General features: G+C 35.0%; 24 protein-coding genes. 9 read left to right on the top strand and 15 right to left on the bottom strand.

Going from position 1 to position 20,815, the window contains the following annotated elements:
• The first annotated feature begins 582 nt into the window (after window positions 1-582).
• Together HPY74_13280 and HPY74_13275 are read left to right on the top strand one after the other, a co-directional pair.
• Window positions 583-1,383 carry a hypothetical protein gene (locus HPY74_13280; GenBank protein NSW91623.1) on the top strand — a complete coding sequence of 267 codons (801 nt, stop codon included), beginning with the start codon at window positions 583-585 and terminating at the stop codon, window positions 1,381-1,383.
• Between the two features lie 2 nt (window positions 1,384-1,385).
• Window positions 1,386-1,511, top strand: a complete 126-nt coding sequence (locus HPY74_13275; GenBank protein NSW91622.1) for a cyclic lactone autoinducer peptide — start codon at window positions 1,386-1,388, stop codon at window positions 1,509-1,511.
• 123 nt (window positions 1,512-1,634) lie between these two features.
• Here the strand turns inward: HPY74_13275 and HPY74_13270 are convergent, their stop codons facing one another.
• Entirely contained in the window at window positions 1,635-2,288 is a 654-nt protein-coding gene (locus tag HPY74_13270; protein ID NSW91621.1) for a helix-turn-helix transcriptional regulator, read from the bottom strand.
• Window positions 2,289-2,500: 212 nt separating this feature from the next.
• Here HPY74_13270 and HPY74_13265 point away from each other — a divergent pair, with 212 nt between their 5' ends.
• Window positions 2,501-2,893, top strand: coding sequence for a hypothetical protein (locus HPY74_13265; protein ID NSW91620.1), 393 nt, complete (start codon window positions 2,501-2,503; stop codon window positions 2,891-2,893).
• Here the strand turns inward: HPY74_13265 and HPY74_13260 are convergent.
• The 6 genes from HPY74_13260 to HPY74_13235 all read right to left on the bottom strand — a co-directional run bounded on the left by HPY74_13260 (window position 2,890) and on the right by HPY74_13235 (window position 8,544).
• Entirely contained in the window at window positions 2,890-3,429 is a 540-nt protein-coding gene (locus HPY74_13260) for a ribonuclease H-like YkuK family protein (protein NSW91619.1), read from the bottom strand. The two genes, HPY74_13265 and HPY74_13260, sit on opposite strands and share 4 nt — an antisense overlap.
• Before the next feature lie 110 nt (window positions 3,430-3,539).
• Window positions 3,540-4,439, bottom strand: a complete 900-nt coding sequence (locus HPY74_13255) for a decaprenyl-phosphate phosphoribosyltransferase (protein NSW91618.1) — start codon at window positions 4,437-4,439, stop codon at window positions 3,540-3,542.
• Window positions 4,432-6,039 (bottom strand): hypothetical protein, encoded by a 1,608-nt coding sequence (locus tag HPY74_13250; GenBank protein ID NSW91617.1) that lies wholly within the window; start codon window positions 6,037-6,039, stop codon window positions 4,432-4,434. The genes HPY74_13255 and HPY74_13250 overlap by 8 nt, the downstream gene beginning before the upstream one ends.
• A gap of 58 nt (window positions 6,040-6,097) precedes the next feature.
• Window positions 6,098-6,979 (bottom strand): NAD(P)/FAD-dependent oxidoreductase, encoded by an 882-nt coding sequence (locus HPY74_13245; GenBank protein ID NSW91616.1) that lies wholly within the window; start codon window positions 6,977-6,979, stop codon window positions 6,098-6,100.
• A gap of 27 nt (window positions 6,980-7,006) precedes the next feature.
• Complete coding sequence (locus tag HPY74_13240; protein ID NSW91615.1) at window positions 7,007-7,738, bottom strand: TlpA family protein disulfide reductase; 732 nt, start codon at window positions 7,736-7,738, stop codon at window positions 7,007-7,009.
• 89 nt (window positions 7,739-7,827) lie between these two features.
• Window positions 7,828-8,544: a cytochrome c biogenesis protein CcdA gene (locus tag HPY74_13235; protein NSW91614.1), complete on the bottom strand. Its 717-nt coding sequence runs from the start codon at window positions 8,542-8,544 to the stop codon at window positions 7,828-7,830.
• Window positions 8,545-9,082: 538 nt separating this feature from the next.
• On the opposite strand from HPY74_13235, the gene HPY74_13230 reads away from it, so the two are divergent.
• From HPY74_13230 to HPY74_13215, 4 genes are read left to right on the top strand one after another with little or no spacing between them, the layout of a single operon-like run.
• Window positions 9,083-9,292: a hypothetical protein gene (locus HPY74_13230; GenBank protein NSW91613.1), complete on the top strand. Its 210-nt coding sequence runs from the start codon at window positions 9,083-9,085 to the stop codon at window positions 9,290-9,292.
• 33 nt (window positions 9,293-9,325) lie between these two features.
• Window positions 9,326-9,652 carry a membrane trafficking protein gene (locus tag HPY74_13225; GenBank protein NSW91612.1) on the top strand — a complete coding sequence of 109 codons (327 nt, stop codon included), beginning with the start codon at window positions 9,326-9,328 and terminating at the stop codon, window positions 9,650-9,652.
• 49 nt (window positions 9,653-9,701) lie between these two features.
• Window positions 9,702-10,097 (top strand): hypothetical protein, encoded by a 396-nt coding sequence (locus HPY74_13220; protein NSW91611.1) that lies wholly within the window; start codon window positions 9,702-9,704, stop codon window positions 10,095-10,097.
• Window positions 10,098-10,109: 12 nt separating this feature from the next.
• The gene (locus HPY74_13215; GenBank protein NSW91610.1) at window positions 10,110-10,472 is read left to right on the top strand and encodes a hypothetical protein; all 363 of its coding nucleotides are present in this window, start codon (window positions 10,110-10,112) and stop codon (window positions 10,470-10,472) included.
• On the opposite strand, the gene HPY74_13210 is transcribed toward HPY74_13215, so the two are convergent.
• From HPY74_13210 to HPY74_13200, 3 genes are all read right to left on the bottom strand, one after another.
• The gene (locus HPY74_13210; GenBank protein ID NSW91609.1) at window positions 10,469-11,329 is read right to left on the bottom strand and encodes a hypothetical protein; all 861 of its coding nucleotides are present in this window, start codon (window positions 11,327-11,329) and stop codon (window positions 10,469-10,471) included. The genes HPY74_13215 and HPY74_13210 overlap by 4 nt on opposite strands.
• Window positions 11,330-11,467: 138 nt before the next feature.
• Entirely contained in the window at window positions 11,468-12,688 is a 1,221-nt protein-coding gene (locus HPY74_13205; GenBank protein ID NSW91608.1) for a mannitol-1-phosphate 5-dehydrogenase, read from the bottom strand.
• Between the two features lie 353 nt (window positions 12,689-13,041).
• On the bottom strand, window positions 13,042-13,206 hold the full coding sequence (locus HPY74_13200; protein NSW91607.1) for a hypothetical protein: 165 nt from the start codon (window positions 13,204-13,206) through the stop codon (window positions 13,042-13,044).
• A 142-nt stretch (window positions 13,207-13,348) separates the two neighbouring features.
• On the opposite strand from HPY74_13200, the gene HPY74_13195 reads away from it, so the two are divergent.
• Window positions 13,349-14,311 carry an RluA family pseudouridine synthase gene (locus HPY74_13195; GenBank protein NSW91606.1) on the top strand — a complete coding sequence of 321 codons (963 nt, stop codon included), beginning with the start codon at window positions 13,349-13,351 and terminating at the stop codon, window positions 14,309-14,311.
• 80 nt (window positions 14,312-14,391) lie between these two features.
• Here the strand turns inward: HPY74_13195 and HPY74_13190 are convergent, their stop codons facing one another.
• The 3 genes from HPY74_13190 to HPY74_13180 all read right to left on the bottom strand — a co-directional run bounded on the left by HPY74_13190 (window position 14,392) and on the right by HPY74_13180 (window position 17,581).
• A complete protein-coding gene (locus HPY74_13190) occupies window positions 14,392-15,219 on the bottom strand; it encodes an SH3 domain-containing protein (GenBank protein NSW91605.1) in 828 nt (275 codons plus the stop codon).
• Window positions 15,220-15,397: 178 nt separating this feature from the next.
• Window positions 15,398-17,113, bottom strand: coding sequence for a proline--tRNA ligase (locus tag HPY74_13185; GenBank protein NSW91604.1), 1,716 nt, complete (start codon window positions 17,111-17,113; stop codon window positions 15,398-15,400).
• A gap of 240 nt (window positions 17,114-17,353) precedes the next feature.
• On the bottom strand, window positions 17,354-17,581 hold the full coding sequence (locus HPY74_13180) for a transposase (protein NSW91603.1): 228 nt from the start codon (window positions 17,579-17,581) through the stop codon (window positions 17,354-17,356).
• Window positions 17,582-17,891: 310 nt separating this feature from the next.
• On the opposite strand from HPY74_13180, the gene HPY74_13175 reads away from it, so the two are divergent.
• Window positions 17,892-18,071 (top strand): hypothetical protein, encoded by a 180-nt coding sequence (locus HPY74_13175; GenBank protein NSW91602.1) that lies wholly within the window; start codon window positions 17,892-17,894, stop codon window positions 18,069-18,071.
• Window positions 18,072-18,230: 159 nt separating this feature from the next.
• Here HPY74_13175 and HPY74_13170 read toward each other — a convergent pair whose 3' ends face one another.
• Both HPY74_13170 and HPY74_13165 read right to left on the bottom strand, forming a co-directional pair.
• Window positions 18,231-19,265: an acetylxylan esterase gene (locus tag HPY74_13170; protein ID NSW91601.1), complete on the bottom strand. Its 1,035-nt coding sequence runs from the start codon at window positions 19,263-19,265 to the stop codon at window positions 18,231-18,233.
• A 172-nt stretch (window positions 19,266-19,437) separates the two neighbouring features.
• Complete coding sequence (locus HPY74_13165; protein NSW91600.1) at window positions 19,438-20,577, bottom strand: aminotransferase class I/II-fold pyridoxal phosphate-dependent enzyme; 1,140 nt, start codon at window positions 20,575-20,577, stop codon at window positions 19,438-19,440.
• Window positions 20,578-20,815 lie beyond the last annotated feature (238 nt).

Below are 20,815 nucleotides of genomic sequence, written 5' to 3'. Positions count from 1 at the left end.
TTTTTTAAAAATAATGTTGCATTCTTGCCATATATATGTTATACTTAATTTATGTTACGTTTATGCACCATTTAGAAAGGAGGTTCAAGGTAGCTTTATACTTGTATTTGGCTTGTTTCCTTAATGGTTTAACATAAGGTACAGCAGTGTTTCTATATAGTAACAAATACAAACAAGAAAGTCTTTATGTCTCTGTCTCCTCATTATCACCCAAGCAGGAAATTTACAACCGGCATCATATAGGCTTCTAGTAGGCTATTTTTGATATTTTTTATGCTAATCTTTAAATTAAAAGGTTATGTTTTTTTATTTAATGGGTATGTGAATTTTTTTTAAAAAATTATTTACATTTTCCAAAAATTATGGTATTATTATAAAAAGAAGTAAATTTAAACTTAAAATTACACTTTTTAATGAGTATTGTAATTATTTGAGAACTGTTTCCGAGGAGAAACAGTTTTACTCTTTATACGGGAGGCAACACTTTGTTGCTTGTCGGAATTTTGTATTTTTGAATTTTGGGAAAATGAAAATATGTAGTAATTTTATATACACATATAAATAGGGGGTAAAAAGATATACATGGACAGTATGACTATACGGTCTATAATTTTCGTAGGTTTTCCTGAAATGCTGTTTATTGTTTTAACAACACTTACAACAGCAGGATATAAAGATGCTCTCAATTTTAAAGATATGAAGAATATTTATAAAATACTTTTATCGTCTGCTCTTATTACCATAGTTTCTGTTACATTTAGGTCATTTGTTCCTCTGCTTATATATAATGTAATATTGGCTACATTTATTTATCCATTAATAATATATGCTATTTTCAGGTATAAATTATTTCCAATAATTATGGGTGTATTATTATCTTTAGTAATACTTGTTATAGGAGAATCAATAGCTGTATCCTCTATTCTTAAAATATTAGGTATTTCCCTGGAAATAACGTACAGTAACGACTTTCTAAGAATCCTGGTTTCATTGCCTGTAAGAGTTTTTCAGTTGTTGGGAATTATTATTTTAAGCAGGGTAAGAAACATAAACTTCTATGCCTTGAAGCTTTCAACAGAAGATTTGATACAAACAATACTTTTCGGACTGTTAATCATAAGCAGCATGATTTCTGTTGAAACGGGCCTTAAAAATATTGAGCGCGATTTTAAGACAATAACCACACTAATAGTTAATATTTGTATTATTGTGATATTTACTACATGGATGGTTTACAAATGGTTTAAGTTAAAGAACCGCTCTTTAATAAGCCGGAAAATACATGATTTTGAGCTTGAAAGAATTAAAAGTTTGCTAAAAGAAGGATATACAGATCACGTTATTGAGCTTATTGACGAAACACTAAGGGAAAGGGGGAAATAACGATGTTAAAGTCAAAGGTTTTCAAAGTATTAGGAGCGCTGGTAACCCTGTTTGCAGTAATATCTGCATCTTCAGCTTGCACATGGCTCTTATACCAGCCGAAGCAGCCAAAGTGCCTCGATAAATAGACAATGAAAATACATAATAGAGTCTGGCTGTCTCTTATTTAAAACACGGCTGAAAAGCTGTGTTTTCTTTTGTGTGTGTGTACCTTAAAAGATCTATATGCTTTATATCTGCCTGATGTTATTTCAATCTTCAAACATAATATCTCTTACTAACTTTACTTTTATTTTTTTATCTGCCAGCTCTTTTGCCAGCTTTAGGTATTCTAAGTTTAGCGGGTTAGATATAAATTCCAGTATGTCTTCCGGTATATTGGAAAAAGCCTCGTTTTTAGGCTGGACATACTGATACGGGAACATTTTCTTTGCGTACTCCAGAGAACTTAAGGTATTTTTCCGGTAGAAAAAAAGCCTGTCAACACCGGCAAATTTTGCAAGCACATCAATAAATAATGGAGACGGTTGTTTGTTCAACCCTTTCTCAACAGCCTCATAAACAGACGGCTCAATTTTTACACCGGTTTTATCTTCTATTTCCTTGCAGATACCGTCATACGATTTATCTCCTCTTATCAACTTAAGATTGAGGGGGTAGAAGCTATTGTCCGTATCCTGTATATAGCCTGTTTCTTTTAGTAAATCTTCCAAAGACATACCTAAAACAGGGGCAATCCTTTCCAGATACTCGAGAGTAGGTGTTATATCTTTCCCTGTCCTGGGGTCTCCATCTTCAAGGTTTTTAATATATGAATGACTCACATTACACATATCTGCAAATTCTCTTAAAGACAGCTTCATACTCTCTCTTTTGGCTTTAACTAAATCCCCAAGTCTGCTCATCTCGTCTCCTCCAGTTCCATATTATATCAAATTGACAAATATTTTAAAAGTATTTTATTTTTCGCTTTTAATTTTAATGAAATATTTGTAAAATATGGTTGACATTTTAATAATAACATGTTATTATTAATTTTGTAAACTATGATTTACAATTTGTTAAGTCAAATTTACAGTAAGTTTGACGATATATAAATGGAAGGCTGGGGTATAATATGTTTATAAAGTGGTTTTTGGGGTCAACAAACAAAACCAATGAAGTTAAACCTTCAAGAATTTATCCTATGGTGTTTTCCATCCGTCAGAGCGAAATAGAGGCATTACTGGACTGGATGAGATACCATAATTGTCCTTACATGGAACACAGCACAGCAAAAGAAGTTATTAAAGGATATACTAACAAGGAAATAATTGAAAATGGCCTTGTAAGTATGGCTTTAGAACAATTTGGGAATGACGGGTCAAAGAAGGAAAGTGATATTTCAATCATTGTTATACCCTCCGTTATGGGTACAAAATATAAAATCCGTTGCAAGTGCGGTGAAGAATTTGAGCCACTTGCTTTCTCTATTATAAAAGAACGACATGCATTTATTAACGGAAATTAAATAGCTTTTGTATACCGGTCTGCAAAACAACTTGCACAATAGCTGTCCGGTTTTATTTTAGGAACAAAACTAAGGCCTTTTACCATTCCGACCATCTCGTTAATAAGGGTTTTGGTAGGGCCTTTTGTTCCTACATCTATGTGAAATTCAAAAGTAACCCCTCTCAGGTTACCTCCTGATTTAACAGTTTTTATAATATTACCAATCTTTTCGTCATCGAACAGGTAAGCCAATTGAAGGCTGGCACATGTTTCCAGGTATATTTTTTCTCTTAAATTTTTTACCTGCCTTGGTATTTCACTTTTATGGAGGAAACCTATTGCTCCCTTGCCAACCCTGTGGACAAGGATACAAGAAACAAAAACAGTTCCAGACCCTACCTGGGAGTCTGTACCTATAGATATTTTATAGGAACTCCCGGTATCAGAACTGATAAACTTTAATATTTCATTATAAACTTCCAAAAAAGTCATGTTATCCTTACGTAAACTTCGAAATATAGTATTTTCATCAAAAATAGGCGTATTTCCCAACAAAACTTTTTTCCTCCATTTTTAAAAAAGTCTAATATCTCTACTATTTTATTATCCATAGATAAAATAGTAACATACATATATGAATAAATCAATAATCCATTATTTGTTAGTTAATAAAAAAGCGTCACTATAATGACACAGGAGACAATCCATAATATAACATTTAATAATAACGGTTTATCTTTTAAAAAAACAGTTTCGGGACTTCCTCCTTTCACCCCTGTAGAAACCAGGTATTGGTACCGAAAAACCCCATATATCACAAAGGGTATTGTAAACATCATATAATGAGACTTACCTGAGCTAAATGTGTAGAGAGAATATGACATTATGGTTGCTGAAGTTACCACCGGAAGCATTTGGTCAATTAATTCCGAAGTATACTGCCCTAAGTTTTCCCGATGATTTGCAGCATTTTCCGATAATAGGACAAGTTCATTTTTTCTTTTATTTAATGCTAAAAATAAAGCAAGAAAAGTTGTACACATAATCAGCCATGGAGATATTATTACATTTATAATTGCAGTTCCTCCTAGGGTTCGTAAAACAAATCCTAATGCTATTATTATCACATCGATAATAGCAACATTCTTTAGCACAATAGAGTAAGCCAATACAAGCAAGAAATAAGCCGTAAGTATTAAAAAAAACTTCATATTCAATCTATATGATATATAAATGGCAACTACAAGAAAAACCGATAGGGGTAAAAGAGCTTCAACAGGTTTTAATCTTCCTGATGTAATGGGCCTTTTACACTTTAATGGGTGTACTGCATCCCTATTCCTGTCAACAACATCATTTACAACATATGCTGTTCCTGATACTATAGAGAATAAAATAAATGCATAAACTGTTTTTAAAATAGCTTCCATATCAAAAAATGATTTCGAAAAAATCAGTCCGGCAAAAACAAAACCGTTTTTTATCCACTGTTTTGGACGCATAGAAATAAAAATTTCGATAGGTTTATACTTTTTTACTTCAAAGTTAATCTTTCTCCTATTCATTATAAAAACCCCGCAATCCTGTTATTTTGTAAATCACTCCGTCAGGAAATTTTTCTACTACTTGTATCGTAAAGTAATCTTTTAACTCATCTATACAATAAATGTTATTTATCGTATCCATGTTAAACCAGGCAATATATATGCAGTCTGAATTTTCAACAGATTTTTTGAATTTATCAAGTCCATATGGAGCCAAACCCTCTTTTTTTGGTGTATAACCGGCTTTCTTCCCGGTATGAATGTAAACTGCATCAGGAAAATTACTATAAACTCTGTTTTCACCGGGGAGTTTCCTTATATAGTCCATAAGTCCGGAATTTATCCACCACTCTGATGCAAGAATCCCCGCCCCTTTCTCATGGGAATACCGGGTACTAACGGTAATTTCAGAAATAGGGTATAATAGCCATATTGAATAAAAAACAATAAATAAACATTTTATTACTATATTTCTTATTTTCCCATTTTGTAAAGCTATAATATCATTCAATGTAAAAAATATCGTCATTATCAAGGGAACATAAACAGGCACAAGCAACCTGCTGTTTATACTATCAAAAGCTACCGCTGAAGCTGAAATAATTAGATAACCAACATAAACAAAAGAAAAGACAAGAGGTATAATAATCCTGTAAACCCTGTTTTTATTCTGCCCGGCCTGTCCTACACTTTCATAAAAATTTTTAATTATTGTAATTACCGATATAGATACAAGCAATGCCAACATTACATAAAATATGGACTCAGAGTAATCGGGCGCAAACCACGAAGCTAATGTTTTGAAAGTAATAGTAATATTTTCATCAAAAGTATTTTGAGCAGGAGGACGTCCTCCCGTTAATGTATTAAACAATAAATAGTTTCTTGTTATCCACAAGACAGCAGGAGTTGAAGAGATAAACCCAAATATCACAGTTTCAACAAACCTGTTAATAAATTTTTTTTGCTGAATCAGTAAAAGAATACAACCCGTGATAATAATTGTTATTCCGATATATCTCGTCAAACATGCCAAGGCAGCAAATAATGCTCCTTCTATCAGAAACCTTAATGATGATTTATAAATATAATTGTCAAGGCTTATCATAAATAATAATAGCAGCAGAATAAATAAAGGTTCCGACCATATAAACTTTGAAACATAAGTTAAAGGAATTGAAGCTAATACGGCAATCGACCCGGTAATTGATATAATACAATTTCCCGTACCTTTTAGCAACCAATATCCGGAAAAAAATATGATTAATGCGAATATAAATCCGTTTAAATATCCTGCAGCAATAAGCAGGTTATGACCCAAAAGACTTATACCTGAAAGCAGAACCGGGTACAGGGGCGGCCACTGAACATAGGGAGTGTCATATCCAAAATATACTAACCCCTTTCCTTTTAACAAAGACTCTGCAGCATACATATAAGCTACCGAATCATGAGTACTTGCAGGCCCGTACTTTGATGTGCTGTACAATATAAGTAAAAAGCCCGATACTGAGAATAATATAAAAAAAGATACGGCAATGTATTTAAAACCAATATTCCTATTCCTAATACTGTCACTTACTTTTTGTTTTGTATTTTTTTTTATTTTACCTTCCGCCACCCGATCACCTTTAATATATTACTATATTACGTTGTTTTTTGCTGTTAGACAATACCCATTATTTTTTAAATTTTCTAACATACTCAATTATCGTTTTGCCTGCCAGGGCGCCCTGCCCCACTGCCGTTGAAACCTGTTTCAAACCTCCGGTACAATCTCCTGCTGCAAATAGTCCTTCAAGATTTGTCTTCTGATATTCATCAACAACAATTGAGTTCTCCCTGGTAATAACTCCGAGCTTTCGTGCAAAATCAATACTTGAAGCACTTTTCTCGGCAATAAAAAGGCCATCAATTTCTTCACTTGTACCATCGTCAAAGTATATCCTCCGGAGAAAATCCTCTCCATCTACTTCTGTTATAACCTTTTGGTTAATTTTATATTTAGAAGCTTCTTTACTAAATTTTTCCGTTAAATCAAGTTCTTTACCATTTGTATATATTGTTATATCTTCAGTATATGCCTCAAGCTCTGTTGCTTCATGAATAGCATAGTCTTTATTACCAAGTACCCCTACCTTAAGGTTGTTATAAAAGAATCCGTCACACGTTGTGCAATAACTGATTCCATTCCCCTCAAATTTTTCTATATTCTTTATTTTGATTTGTTTTTGCGGCTGGCCTGTAGCAATCAGTACGGCTATTCCTTCATAAAGTCCTCCGGAAGTGGTAACCCTAAACATGTCATTCTTCTTTTCAATAGATACTGCTTCATCTTCTATGATAAAAGTCCCCAGTCTTAATGCCTGCTTTTCACCTTCTTCCAGCAGGTATTCACCACTTACAGGTTTTGAAAACCCAAAGTAATTCTCAATTTTAGCAGCTTTTTTTAAAGCACTGTCATTTTTTCCAATTACCAATGTTTTTAAATTAGCCCTGGTTGTATAAAGGGACGCAGATAATCCGGCAGGTCCTTTACCGATTATTATGACATCATACATACAATAATAACAACTCCTTTCCCTACCTTAGTTTATTTTTTCAATAATCTCCAAAAGCGCCTTTTCATTAGTAGCTCCCGGTATATACCCATAAAAGGCTCCTTCTTTATCAATTATATAAGTTATTGGTATTCCTGTTACATTATACATATTACCTACATTTCCGTCAGTGTCCATAAGCACGGGGATGGAAAATCCATTTTCCCGGATATAATCCTTTACTTTATCAATACTATCCTGTAAATTTACAGTCAATATTACAGCATCATCACCCTCAAGAAGTTTTTTATTCACCCTATCAAGGTCCGGCATTTCCTTTATGCAATATGGACACCACAAGGCCCAAAAATTCAGTATAACAATCTTCCCTTTATATTCAGAGAGTTTTACCTTGTTTCCTTCCAAATCTTCGAGCTCAAAATCCGGAGCAGCTATTTTTTCCTCTTTATCCACATTGCTCTCATCTCTGTTCTCACCATTGTTCCCTTCATTATTCCGCTTATCGTTCTCCCCCACATTATAATTATCATTACTATTTGAGCTGTTATCCTCTTCTCTATGGCTATTTTCTCCAATAGAAGACCCGCCTTTGTCTGTTATTTGACCCGGCATCAGTTTCAACGATGTACTACCTGCATACCTATTATATAAATTATATAAATTATACGACAGTAATACAACTAATACAAATAAAATTACCCAATATATAGTGTTTTTTAATTTTTTCCCATAAGCTTTATTTTTATCAGACCTGTCCATAAAAATCCTCCTTAAAATTATATTATCAGTGATTAACGATTCAATCCGATATTTTCGGAATCAATCTAAAATTTGCATAGTTTCACATTTTATAAATACTTCAAAACATCAGCATATACAAGAACGCCTGTAACTATTAAAACAATTCCCGATATTATGCTTATAACTTTGCTGTTTTTCTTAAGCCATATAAATGTTCCTTTTATTTTACTAAACAAAATTGAAGAAAGCATGAAAGGTATACTTAACCCTAATGAATAAATAAAAAGCAGAAAAATACCATCCTTTAAAGTTTCAGAGTTCCCAGCCATAATAAGCACAGACCCTAAAAAAGCTCCTACACAGGGGGTCCATCCAAAGCCAAAGACCATACCAAACAATATTGAACCAATAAACTTCAGTTCTTTAGCTTTAAAGTCAAACCTCATTTCTTTGTTCAAGAAACCCAGATTGAAGACACCCATGAAATTAAAGCCGAAGACAACAATTATTATCCCACTTATTTTGCGGAATAAGTCTAAATTATCTCTTAAAAAATGACCTAATGATGTTGCTACTGCTCCCAATGTTATAAATACTCCGGAAAAACCCAAAACAAACCCTGTGGCATTTAAAACCAACCTGTATTTCACATAAAATCTCTTATTCATTATACTATCATTTTCGCTGCTGTCCCTTTCTCTATCTGTTTCCGATGAAATTCCTGCCAGATAAAAAAAATATACAGGTAAGAGAGGTAAAATGCAGGGTGATATAAAGGTCAGTATTCCCTCCAAAAAACCAATTGCATATAAATAACCGTTCATACACACTACCACCCTTTTATAAAAAACTATTATTGATATATACCCGCACAGGGTATCAAATATTCATGAAATTTGACTGCCGAAAATGCAGACAAATAGTTTCACATTTTGCTAAAACATTGAATACTATGTAAATATATAAGATTGGAGGGAGTAAAATGAGTGCCCGCAATCAAATATGTGAGGTATGCCAAATATGCGAGGTATGCCATTATAATGGTAAAAATAACTCTGAACTTTTATATTTTATACTTATATACTTGCTGCTTTTCTACGATAGCAGGCCTATAGGATTTCTAAGCAAGAAATTCCCAGGTTGCTGTTGTAATTTTGGTTTAAATTATTATAATAGTAAACGTGACCCTAATCTGTTATTTTTTATATTAATATTTCTTATATTATTCTATTATTAATACTGCTTTAGCATGCTTTCAGCCAAAACCATAACTTTTGTAATTCATTGCAGATATCGTTAAGTGTAACATTTTACTGACTACAGTCATAAAATAATATGGTAAATAAAAATGGGTGGTGTTAAATGGGTTCAATACAGAATGTTTTTCAAAAGCTTGGCCGATTTTTTAACGAAGGGAGTGATGAGCTGCTTTTACCCATATTGTTTTTCTTCTTGCTCTTTCCGGAGAGGCAAGAGTCTAGTGTTGATTACCGTAAGGAATTCGACATAAGCTATGTGCTTTTTTTTGGAGTCCTTTTCTTTATACTGCTTACCGGAAGTTATACAAAATAAAAAATATTACATATTTTATGGAGGTTAAAAGGAATGAGTAATGGGTTAAATAAAAAATTAGCCGATATATTAGGTAAAATGGACGATAAAGTTTTGCAGGCCAAGTTAAATGCTGCTTTAGATATGTTAAAAAAGGGTAAGACTGAAGATTTGGCAAAAAAGATAAAAAAAATAGATAAAAATGAATTAATTGAAAAGGTAAATGAGTTTGACCAATCAAAATTAAAGGAACTAAATATTAATATTGAAGAAATAAAGAGTAAAGTTACCGATGAAGACCTTCAGAAGCTTAAAGAACTTGTCGGTGAACATGGAGATGAAATTATAAAGAAATTGAAGACATTATTAAATAATATTTGAATATATTTTAATTAAGATAGTTTTTACCCTTTAGGAGGGGAAATTAGTAGTGAATGATGACCTTGGCTCAACAATTAAACAAATAGCGGATATGTTAAATCAAGATACTCTTCCCGAAAACTTGAAGGACCTCATTTCTCTATTTGCTGGAGCAATAGAGAAAAATGATAGCCCTGACCTACAAAAAAAAAGCAGTCAAACCGATGATCAGTCGATAAAAATGGAAAATAAAGATGAACTGGCAGAAAACCTGGAAATGATAAGGACAGTAAAAAACATTATGAGAAAGTTAAATTCTAAAAGTGATCCAAGAATAAACTTGCTGATGGCATTAAAACCGTTTCTTAATAATAACAGGCAGAAAAAAATAAATAATTGCATTACGTTGCTCCAAATAACAAGGCTATTTGAAACTATAGGAAATACGGAGAACAATAACTTTTAAGGGGGAGTCCGGGTGCTATATAGGAGGTATCCTCTAATACATAGAAAATATATGTATCCTGGTCCGAGACATGTCACTAAACGATCAAGCTCTGACATCCAGGAGGAAAAGCTAAAGGATGACAAAAAAAAAGCCGAGGAAATCCCCCTGCCTAATGAATTAGAGCATATCCCCGGCCCAGGGTCTTCTTCGCAAACTGGGCCGGAGGTAATTAATAAAAGCAGGGAAAACAGCGCATTTCCCTTTTTAAATATTTTCTCCAGGAAAATTCAATTTGAAGAAATAGTTATTTTAGGATTAATATTCCTCCTTCTAAATGAAGAAATTAGGGATGATATTTTGTTGGTTGTATTGATATATATTTTATTAACTTAATAATTGTTATGATTTTTTTCCATATCCTCTTCAGAATATTTTTTATATGCAGTAAAAATATATGTTGTAAATAAAGCATAAAATGCAGTTAAAAATAACCATTTGAATAACAATAACCATATATTGTCATCGAACTTGATAAATATTATTTGAAAACCAATAAATACTACATCGAAGATAAATATAGCGCTTAGGATTCTCCAGAAATTTCTATCTGCAAACCTTTTTGCTTTCAAGAAAGTCTTTTTGCCATTGTTTATTAAAGCAGGATACCAGAAAAAAACATAAATCCTGAAAAACATTATTCCAAAAAATAGTACCACACCGGTTAAAACATCTACAAATAATACTGCAGGCAACATTTCTCTGCCTTTTTCAATAGAAGCCCTTGTAATTACTAATGCAGGTACTGATGATACTGCCATAAATATTGTAAGTAACAACCCTGCGAGGAGTACAATAAAGGTAACCACCCATGTAGGGCCAAAATATTCTCTTATACCCGTTGAAAACTCTCCCTTTAACTTTTGCTTTTTATTAACAGTGTTATTCAATATATAGAAGTAACCTGACAATAAAGCACCGGCTATTATAGATACAGCTGCCAAAATTACAAGCAAAATAATAATGACAACAATTACAATCTTAGTATCTGATAAATAACTATATAATACTTGTATGAAAGACATAATACTTTCAAGGGAATTGCTGCCGCTGATTGCACTAAGTTCATATAATGTCTTAAATACCGGTAGGATATAACCTGCCAATGTCCATATTAACATTAAAATTCCCCAATAAATTATAATAAACGGCCTTTTTAATATAACTCCAATAGCGTTACCTATAGTTTCCATAAAATCCTTCCTCTATTTCTTCCCTCTATATTTTTTGCACATATATTTTTATGCACAGGTTAAACTGCAAATATATTTTACCAACCAGCATTCTTTAATTCAAGTGTTATTATAAAATCTCTCATTAGCGTATCTCTTTCACTGGCTTACCTTTCTTTTTTCTGCTTCTCTTTCTATGCGGAACAATTGTTCTCCAGCTTTTAACATTTCATAGAATTCAATCACCAACTTGAAAACCGGGCATTCACCATCTATATTACTGTATTGCTTTAGAGCCTCATTAATGCCATAATCCTTTATTGTTTTGCTTATTTTTTGAGCGGCCGGGTCATCTTCAAGGGAAAATGCATATCCTGCAGCTATACCTATAGAGATGTATACCGGGTTTATTCCGTTTCTTATACAAAGCCTGGCAGCTCCAACCAACCTGTCATTTTCCGAGAGTTTCCTAACAGGGTCTCTTCCAACTCTTGCCACGGTATCTCCCAATAACCTGTTTCCAAACCTGTAGATTAAATCATCAGCATGTACAATAAGTTTCTGCAGGGAATAATTATGTTCTAATGACAGCGCCATTGAAGATTCCAGCAAAGCCTTGAATGTTATCAGTTTAATGGAGGAATCACTACACGTTTCCCATATGTATTTATAATTATTCATGAACCCAAGGTATGCCGCTGTTGCATGCCCCATGTTATGCATGAATAGTTTGCGCTGAATATATAAATCAAAAGGAGAAAATGGGACCATATTATTTATTCTGGGTATTTCGCCTTTGAAAGCGTCTTTGTCTACCGGTAATTCACAGTATTTTTCCACATAAACCCTCAAAGGGTTACCTTCTTGCATTTCCTCAGTCATTATAGGCACCATTCTTCCTATAGATGCCTCAACAAGCCCAATCTTTTTATCAAACAGTTTTTTCTCATCTTCTTCCAATTCTTGTTTCAATAATTTTTCAAGGTATCGGTTTGCGTCCAGAAGATTTTCACATATTATAATATTCAATGGCCTGGTATTGCCAATTCGCCATCTTTTTTTCAATCCAAGGGCAATAGGCTTTGCAATTTTAGGCAGTACATTCACACCCACCGCAGTAGCCATAATATCCGCATTGGCAATTTCAGATGCGACAGCGTCTAAATCCATACCGTTTACAGCACGGACATTTCTTATAATAATCTCATTTGATTTTTCGTCATCAACAATTCTTATTGGATAAGACTTGTCAATATTAATCCTTTCTATAATTATGGGATTAACATCGATAAATACAACCTCATATCCCGACTCGCTAAAAAGTTGTCCGATAAAACCCCTTCCTATATTCCCTGCACCATACATTACAGCTTTTTTCATAATATACTTTTCTCCCCTATTTAATAAATTTTTTGACTATACCTATTATACATTAACTTAATGCCGTCTACAATTATTTACAAATCTTCGGGGGCGCATTTTTTAAAAGTGAAGAAATATAGTCCAAAAAAATAAAAACCACACCCGGCTTATATTAGTTTTGCCTTGAATGTGGTTTTTTGCAAGTATGATTCTGTCAAAAGTTTAAGCTAAAGTTTACTTATTGTCATAGTTTTTTTCAAATTCATCATGGGCATTTTCACCTATTTGGTCGTTATAGAATGATTGTTTAATTTTATTTTTGCCCTTCTTATTCTTATTCTTTTTATCTCCCACTTTTCCTAAGCCTCCTTTCAAACCGGATCATTCTCATCGAGGAAAACTCTTGTTACCTTCGTATAGTTGCCTTTTTTAACGTCTTCAGGAGAAGCATTCTCCTCAAGTATTTGGTCGGTTAAACCAGGTGCTAATTTTGGTCCCTTCTTTTCCTCTTTTCGATTTTTATTAGACTTTACCATAAGAATACTCCCTCCCTTAATATCATATCCAAAAAAAAGAAGCCTATGCAGTTTCTATGTAATATATCCAATTTGAATAGAGATTTAATATACATTATAATTAATATAATTAATATGTAGATTAAGAAGAGAGGGTTGGACTTTGAAGAAAATTATAGTTGAAAAGGGCCAAGGAAACAAAAAGCTTATAACATTTTTAAGACAAAATTTCAAGGACATGCCCGTAAGTGCTATTTATAAAGCTATAAGAAAAAAAGATATTAAGGTGAATGGTAAAAGAGTAAAGGGAGACCATATACTTTTACCGGGTGACTTACTGGAAATATATATACCGGATAATATTCTTAAAGGGATTCCTTTAGACAACGGCAAAGCAAATTCCGGTCTTTCTTTAACTTATAGTTTTACTGTTGTCTATGAAGATAATAACATAATAATTGTAAATAAAGAGCAAGGAATACCTGTGCACCCCGACCGTAACCAAAAGGAAAATACTCTTATCGATTCTGTAAAATACTATCTCCAACAAAAAGGTGAGTATAATCCCCTTGATTCTTCGTCTTTTTCTCCCTCTCTATGCCACAGGCTTGACAGAAATACGGGAGGCCTTGTAATTATAGCTAAAAATCCCTCCAGTTTAAAAATTATATTAGACAAAATTAAAGCCAATGAAATAAAAAAGTACTATCAATGCCTCGTGAAAGGAAAAATGGATAAAGAAAAAGGAGAACTGCGGGCTTTTCTTGAAAAGGATGAAAGCAAAAGCCGTGTATTTATCAGTAATGAAAAAAAGCCCGGTTCCCTTGAGATTATTACAAAATACAAGGTGCTTTCATATAAAGATGATATAAGCAAACTTGAAATCGAACTTGTGACAGGACGGACCCATCAAATAAGGGCTCATCTGGCATATATAGGCCACCCCATATTGGGAGATGGAAAATACGGTATAAACAGTTATAACCGTGCCATGAAACTGAAAAAGCAAGCTCTTTGGGCATATAAAGTTATATTCGACTTAAAAAAGGACAATCATTTTTTGCAATATTTAAAAGGTAAAAGTTTTGAAGTTGAGCCACAGTGGGAGGTGAGAGGTTGGAAGTGAGAAGTTGACTTTCCGCCCCTCACCTCTTAAAACCTCTTAAAAGATAAATAATATAGCTTATGTCTATGCCTAATCTACGATCACCTTCCAATAAACTGCTGTACTATTATTTTCCCATAAGTCGGGCTTTCAACTATTCCTATACCTGTGTAATTAAATTTACTGTTTAAAATATTCTTTCTATGCCCCTCTGAATTCATCCAGGCCTTAAAAGCACCTTCCACTGTCCTGTTCCCTGCAATGTTTTCTCCTGCAGTCCTAAAACTTATCCCAAATTGTTTCATCATATCAAAAGGCGAACCATATGTGGGGGACTCATGGCCAAAATAGCCCTTTTCCACCATGTCTTTTGCCTTAAGCCTTGCTACTTTCATAAGTTCAGCATCAAACTTTAATGGACCTACACCGGCATCAGACCTGGCCTTATTAACAAGATCAAGGAGTGTCTGTTCATCTTTGGATATATCTTCAGGTGGCCCAGGCTCAGGTGTAGGTTCAGGTGTCGGCGTAGGGGTAGGGGTTGGTTCAGGCGTTGGTGTGGGAGTAGGCGTAGGTGTTGGTTTAGGTTCAGGCTCAGGTTGGGGAGCAGGTGTTGGCCATGCAATATCCAAGTATTTACCATAAGCCATACCTACACACCCTGTTGAAGGCTCATATAGAGCATACCAGTCTCCCATTTTAGCAAAAACTTTAACACTTTGACCTTTCTTTAATATACATATTACTTTATGATTTAGTGAAGGTCCTTGTCTTACATTTAGGGAAGATGCAGTAACCTTCGCGTCCAAGTACCCCAATACTTGAATTGCAGGTTCTGCTTTAACACTGGACATATTACGTGGCACAAAGCAAAACACCGATGAAACTATTAGAGTTAATACAATTAGCACAACTATTCTTTTTCTCATACAATCCCTCCAACATGACTGTTTAATCTTGTAAAATTATTCATAACTATAGTATTGACAAATTTGCTTGAATTATTTACATAAACGTTGAAATTAATGAAATTAATTTAAATAATATTAAATAAAAGTAAAAATAGAAAAAGCGCCCTAAAGCGCTTTTTATTTTCCTACCTCTTTTTTATTTTACTATATCTTTTTTTACCTCGTCTACTATATGTTCAATCTTTATTTCCCTGACATCTTTTGATTTCCTCATCTTATATTCTACTATCCCTTCTCCTGCCCTTCTTCCAACAGTTATCCTTATCGGTATGCCGATTAGATCTGCGTCTTTAAACTTTACGCCAGGCCTTTCATCCCTGTCATCAATAAGTACTTCTACACCTTCAGAGATTAACTGTGCGTAAATTCTCTCTGCAATATCAACCTGCACCTTGTTAGACTGGTTTACAGGAATCACTATAGCATGATAGGGTGCAATTGATATAGGCCATATAATTCCATCTTCATCATAGTTCTGTTCGATAATTGCAGCCATCGTTCTGCCTACACCTATACCATAACTACCCATTACCATTACCTGTTCCTGCCCATTTTCATCCAGGTAAACACAATTTAATGCCTTGCTGTACTTTGTGCCCAATTTAAAAATATGTCCTACTTCAATGCCTCTGGAAATCTTGACGGGAGCACCACATTTTGGGCACCTGTCTCCTTCCATAATATTCCTTATATCTTTTATAGCAGAAGGCTTGAAATCTCTGAAAACATTTACATTTTTCAAATGGTACCCTGTCTCATTTGCCCCAACCACAAAGTTTTTCATTGTTTCCACTTCAGGATCAATTATAATGTCAATTTTTAAGCCAATAGGACCTGCAAAACCAACATCTGCATTCGTTATCCTTTTCACCGCTTCGCTATCTGCCAGTTCAAGTTCAATACATCCAAGATAATTCTGAAGTTTTGTCTCATTAATTTCCCTGTCTCCCCTCACCATGGCTGCAACATATTTGTCATCTGCTTTATAAATAAGAGTTTTAGCAAATTGCGCCGGTGAACAATCAAAAAACTTCATTAACTCTTCTATTGTCCTGACATCAGGGGTCTCAACTTTTTCAACGGGAAGATGGGCCGCAAAGGACGAGCCCTGGCAATTGGTACAACAAGGTTCAGGAGTACATTGCGCTTTTTCTTCATTGGCAGCATATCCACATTCATCACAATAAACTATAATCGCTTCACCTATATCGGATTTCACCATAAATTCTTCCGAACCTGACCCTCCCATAGCTCCCGAATCGGCCTCAACTACAATATAATCAAGCCCACATCGGTCAAAAATTCTGCAATAGGCATCGTGCATCTTTTTATAAGAAACATCAAGCCCATCTTCACCCCTATCAAAGCTGTATGCATCTTTCATCACAAACTCCCTGCATCTTATTACACCGAATCTTGGCCTTATTTCATCCCTGAACTTGGTCTGGATTTGATAAAGTATTAACGGAAGAGACCTGTATGACCTGACCTCATTTTTTACAATCTCAGTAAAAATTTCTTCATGAGTAGGACCTAAGCAAAAATCCCTGCCGTTCCTGTCCTTTAGCCTGAACATCTCTGGGCCGAAAACCTCCCATCTGCCTGAAGCCTGATAATACTCAGCAGGCAAAATGGAAGACATGACCAGTTCAAGAGCCCCTGCCCTGTCCATTTCTTCCCTGATAATTTGTTCAATTTTCCTGAAAGTCCTATACCCCATAGGTAAAAAGGCATAAATCCCCGATGCCAGTTTTCTCATTAAACCTGCCCTCAACATAAGTTGATGGCTAGGTATCTCAGCTTCTGCCGGTACTTCTCTTAAAGTGGGCATAAACATTTGTGAAATTCTCATATTCTTTACTACCCCGTCTCTCCTTATATATTCTTTTATATAATTATACAAAGAATATACAATACAAACCAAGCAAAGTCAATAAATTCGTGTTGAAAAACAGGTCTTATTCAAAAAAAGCATCTTCATATGCTATTTAAGAAGTGAATTGCATTATTCGGTACAACAGAACGTACCTTTGGGCATAAGTCTGCCGGTTGAGCTCATCTTCCATAACCTATTCCGGACTTTTTTAGAAATTTATCTAACCCCCAGCATTGCAAACACTCTTGACCTGTCTAAGGCATTTTCTCTTAAACACTGGGTGATATTCGTAATACCAAGCATTCTCAATATATTCATAACCAGGTTCCTGATAATTGCCATTACTCTCGGTCCATTATCGCTACGTATCTGAGAGCGATCCTCATCAAATGCCATATCTCTTACATAATGCACTTTGTTCTCTATTGTCCAATGCCCTCGCACTATCTCTAGAAGCGTCTTTTCGTCTGCTTTTCTTTTTTTTTGGCAGGTTGGTTATAAATAATTCTTTTACAACGCTTTTTTTCCCTGTTTTATTGATGATTCTTGTCCTCTCAATTGTGAAAACCCTTTCTACATACGGAAACTCCGTATATCCCTTAAGCTTGTCGCTAACTCGTATTGCCCGTATTTCACTTCAACCATGGCCTTTGTCATATGTTTTTACTTCAGGGGGGAAAAATCACTGTCGTTATAAGCTCTTCTCAGGAACGGCAAGTTTGAAGGAGGTAATAGAGACTCTAAAGAATGCGGAATGTTTGAAACGATGCAGCATGGCGTAATGTGTTCAGCTATACGTCAGGCTGTTACTGCTGTAGAAAACAAAGAATCCGCAAGGCATCAGTGGGGTAAGGAAATGGCTCTCTGGTGGGTAGCAATAATGTTTGGATTTGTATACGATGTAGATGATTTTATCAATGCCATAAAAAGATAAAAAGAGATACCATCTCACCCACCTGTTCCCTGCTTGCACCTTCATTCAACATTGTTTTAACATATTTACATGCTTTTATAAATGTCTTCACCTTCTCCACAGTAAGGCTATCAAGCATATCATTCATTATTACAGTAAATAAACAGCATTATTGCATTCTTATAAATATTTCTTAAAAAACTCAAAGGCTTTATTCCCGGCAAAAGCATGAGGCCCCGGATGAATATCGGCCCAGAGTTTATCTTCAACTCCTGCTGCTTTATATATTTCTTTTACCCCCTCATACCCTTTCAGCATATCCTGTATGTAAAAGCAATTGTCATATATTCCCATTTCTAGTAACAGTGGCCTGGGCGCTATAAGGCCTGCAATTTCATCAGTATCGAAATATTTATAAATATCCGGCAGTATTTGTGATCCACAGAAATTTGCCCTTGCAATTCCAAATCCGGACCAGGGGTTCACATAGCCTATTATGTCTGCCGCTTTAATCCTGCTTTCTGCTGCAGTAGCAAATGTAGTCATGGTACCTCCCTGGCTTAGGCCCATCATCCCTATCCTTTCAGGGTCCACCTCTTCTCTTGTTTCAAGATAGTCCACACAGCACTTTATGTCCCAGATGTTCAGGGTTAAAGTGTAAATACCCAGTATAACCCCTTTGATAAAGTTTATGTTACATGGGTCTCGTCCAGGAAATGGATCAAATCCGTCACGCCTTTCACCAAAGACCCTTAGATCAGGTGAAATTGTCAAAAATCCGGCTTTTGCCATTTGCTCGCCGTAATTATAGTTCATATTATTTATGTCGCTGATATGCCCCGGAGAGGATCTTATCCCTGCAACAGGGTCCTTTCCATATGCACCATGTCCATGGCTGCAAATTATAGCCGGATTTGACCTGTCTTTTTTCATATTTTTAGGATAAAGTACCTGGCATGGCACAGACATATACTCTTCTGAATTAAAAACTACTCTCTCCCTTATCAAGTCACCTTCTTCTACCGAGTATTCAACTTCAGCCTCAAGGTCAACCTTTTTTGGGAACTCCCCCAATAATTCCATAAACTTGGGATATGCCTTTTCCCGCCATTCTTCCCAGTCCTTCTTACTGCTGCCTTTGAAGGCCATAATAGGTTCCCAGTTTTTAACCCTTTGCATCCAGTATTCTTTCATGGAAAAGTTTCTTTCCGCCATACAACTCCCTCCCTATTCTCTTAATATATACACAGGTATAAATATATGCACAAGTATATTATAAATGTATGTACACGTTTTACTTCCTCCCTCCCTTCCTCCCTTGGATTTTACTATCTATGGTACACATTTTACCATTTCCCATTAACCTTTTCTATATATTTTAATATTTTTACAACAGCTTTAAACCATCGTCCAGATCCTTTATTATAGTTTCCACATTCTCCAAACCTACCGATATCCGTACTAGCCCCCTGGGAATGCCTGTGAGTTGTGACATTTCTTTACTTATCCCTACTCCGGGAGTATTAATAATGCACTCATATCCTCCCCAGCTGGGACATTCGTAGAAAAGCTTAAGTTTCTTTACAAAGCGCATAATCTGCTCATCACTATAGTCCAACACAAAGCTCATGAGTCCGGAGCATCCTGTCATCTGACGGCAAGCAAGCTCATACTGGGGATGGCTTTTTAGCCCCGGATACAAAACCTTCTTTACTTTTTCGTGTTTTTCAAGGAACTCCGCCACCTGAATAGCGTTTTGCTGATGCCTTTCCATTCTTAAAGGGAGTGTTCTTATGCCCCTTAATAATAACCATGACTGATGAGGGTCCATAACAGCTCCAAAGAGGCTCCGTTCTTTATTGGATATTTCATCTACAATTTCTTTTGATGAAATCAGGGCACCACCTACTATATCACTATGGCCTCCAAGGTATTTGGATGCAGAATGCACTACTATATCAATACCGAATTTAATGGGATTCTGGAAAATAGGTGTAGCCCACGTATTGTCTATTACTGTAACTATTCCACGAGACTTCGCAATATTGGCTATCTGTTCCAAATCCTGCAACATAAATATCATAGATACGGGGCTTTCCAGATAAATCAGGCGTGTATTGGAGCGTATGCTTTTTTCTATTTCGGCAACATCAGTCCCATCAACAAATGTAGCTTCAACTCCGAATTTACTTAAATAATCCTGTAGAAAAGCCCGGGCCGGAGGATATATATTTCTTGGAGCAATAACGTGGCTGCCTGCAGATACACAATGCATAATTGCAGCTGTTATGGCTGCCATGCCGGAAGAAAAACATCTGGCCGCTTCTCCTCCTTCAAGGGCTGCTATCTTTTTCTCGACAATTTCTGTAGTAGGATTGCTTACCCTGGTATATGTATATCCATAATTACCGTTTTTTCTTGAAAAAATAGATGTCTGAAATATGGGTGGCACTATAGCTCCCAGGTATCTGTCGCTATCTTCACCCCAATGAGTACAAATATCTTCTTTAGTCCATCCTTCATACATACCCTATTACACCTTCTTCTTCAATAAAAAAATATATTTTGCAGCGTATTATATATATTAATCGTAATTATATAACATGAGAAATAATAAAACAATAATAAGTGTGAGATCTCGGAAGTTTGACAGTTGAATAAATAAAAAATTACTTAAAAGCCTTGAAATAGGCTTATTTTTTTGTCAAATTTTTCGTTTTAGTATTGCGTAGTTTTACGTTATATGTTATAATATAAGGTGTTGG

It is taken from the genome of Bacillota bacterium, assembly GCA_013314855.1.
In the GTDB taxonomy this organism is placed as follows: Bacteria; Bacillota; Clostridia; order Acetivibrionales; family DUMC01; genus Ch48.
Note: the sequence above shows the minus strand (reverse complement) of the source record. Positions and strands in the feature narration are given on the sequence as shown.

Coding starts and splice junctions, on each gene's coding strand:
- HPY74_13280 (NSW91623.1), top strand. CDS start 583: ATGGACAGTATGACTATACGGTCTATAATTTTCGTAGGTTTTCCTGAA.
- HPY74_13275 (NSW91622.1), top strand. CDS start 1,386: ATGTTAAAGTCAAAGGTTTTCAAAGTATTAGGAGCGCTGGTAACCCTG.
- HPY74_13270 (NSW91621.1), bottom strand. CDS start 2,288: ATGAGCAGACTTGGGGATTTAGTTAAAGCCAAAAGAGAGAGTATGAAG.
- HPY74_13265 (NSW91620.1), top strand. CDS start 2,501: ATGTTTATAAAGTGGTTTTTGGGGTCAACAAACAAAACCAATGAAGTT.
- HPY74_13255 (NSW91618.1), bottom strand. CDS start 4,439: ATGAATAGGAGAAAGATTAACTTTGAAGTAAAAAAGTATAAACCTATC.
- HPY74_13245 (NSW91616.1), bottom strand. CDS start 6,979: ATGTATGATGTCATAATAATCGGTAAAGGACCTGCCGGATTATCTGCG.
- HPY74_13240 (NSW91615.1), bottom strand. CDS start 7,738: ATGGACAGGTCTGATAAAAATAAAGCTTATGGGAAAAAATTAAAAAAC.
- HPY74_13235 (NSW91614.1), bottom strand. CDS start 8,544: ATGAACGGTTATTTATATGCAATTGGTTTTTTGGAGGGAATACTGACC.
- HPY74_13230 (NSW91613.1), top strand. CDS start 9,083: ATGGGTTCAATACAGAATGTTTTTCAAAAGCTTGGCCGATTTTTTAAC.
- HPY74_13225 (NSW91612.1), top strand. CDS start 9,326: ATGAGTAATGGGTTAAATAAAAAATTAGCCGATATATTAGGTAAAATG.
- HPY74_13210 (NSW91609.1), bottom strand. CDS start 11,329: ATGGAAACTATAGGTAACGCTATTGGAGTTATATTAAAAAGGCCGTTT.
- HPY74_13205 (NSW91608.1), bottom strand. CDS start 12,688: ATGAAAAAAGCTGTAATGTATGGTGCAGGGAATATAGGAAGGGGTTTT.
- HPY74_13200 (NSW91607.1), bottom strand. CDS start 13,206: ATGGTAAAGTCTAATAAAAATCGAAAAGAGGAAAAGAAGGGACCAAAA.
- HPY74_13190 (NSW91605.1), bottom strand. CDS start 15,219: ATGAGAAAAAGAATAGTTGTGCTAATTGTATTAACTCTAATAGTTTCA.
- HPY74_13185 (NSW91604.1), bottom strand. CDS start 17,113: ATGAGAATTTCACAAATGTTTATGCCCACTTTAAGAGAAGTACCGGCA.
- HPY74_13175 (NSW91602.1), top strand. CDS start 17,892: ATGTTTGAAACGATGCAGCATGGCGTAATGTGTTCAGCTATACGTCAG.
- HPY74_13170 (NSW91601.1), bottom strand. CDS start 19,265: ATGGCGGAAAGAAACTTTTCCATGAAAGAATACTGGATGCAAAGGGTT.
- HPY74_13165 (NSW91600.1), bottom strand. CDS start 20,577: ATGTATGAAGGATGGACTAAAGAAGATATTTGTACTCATTGGGGTGAA.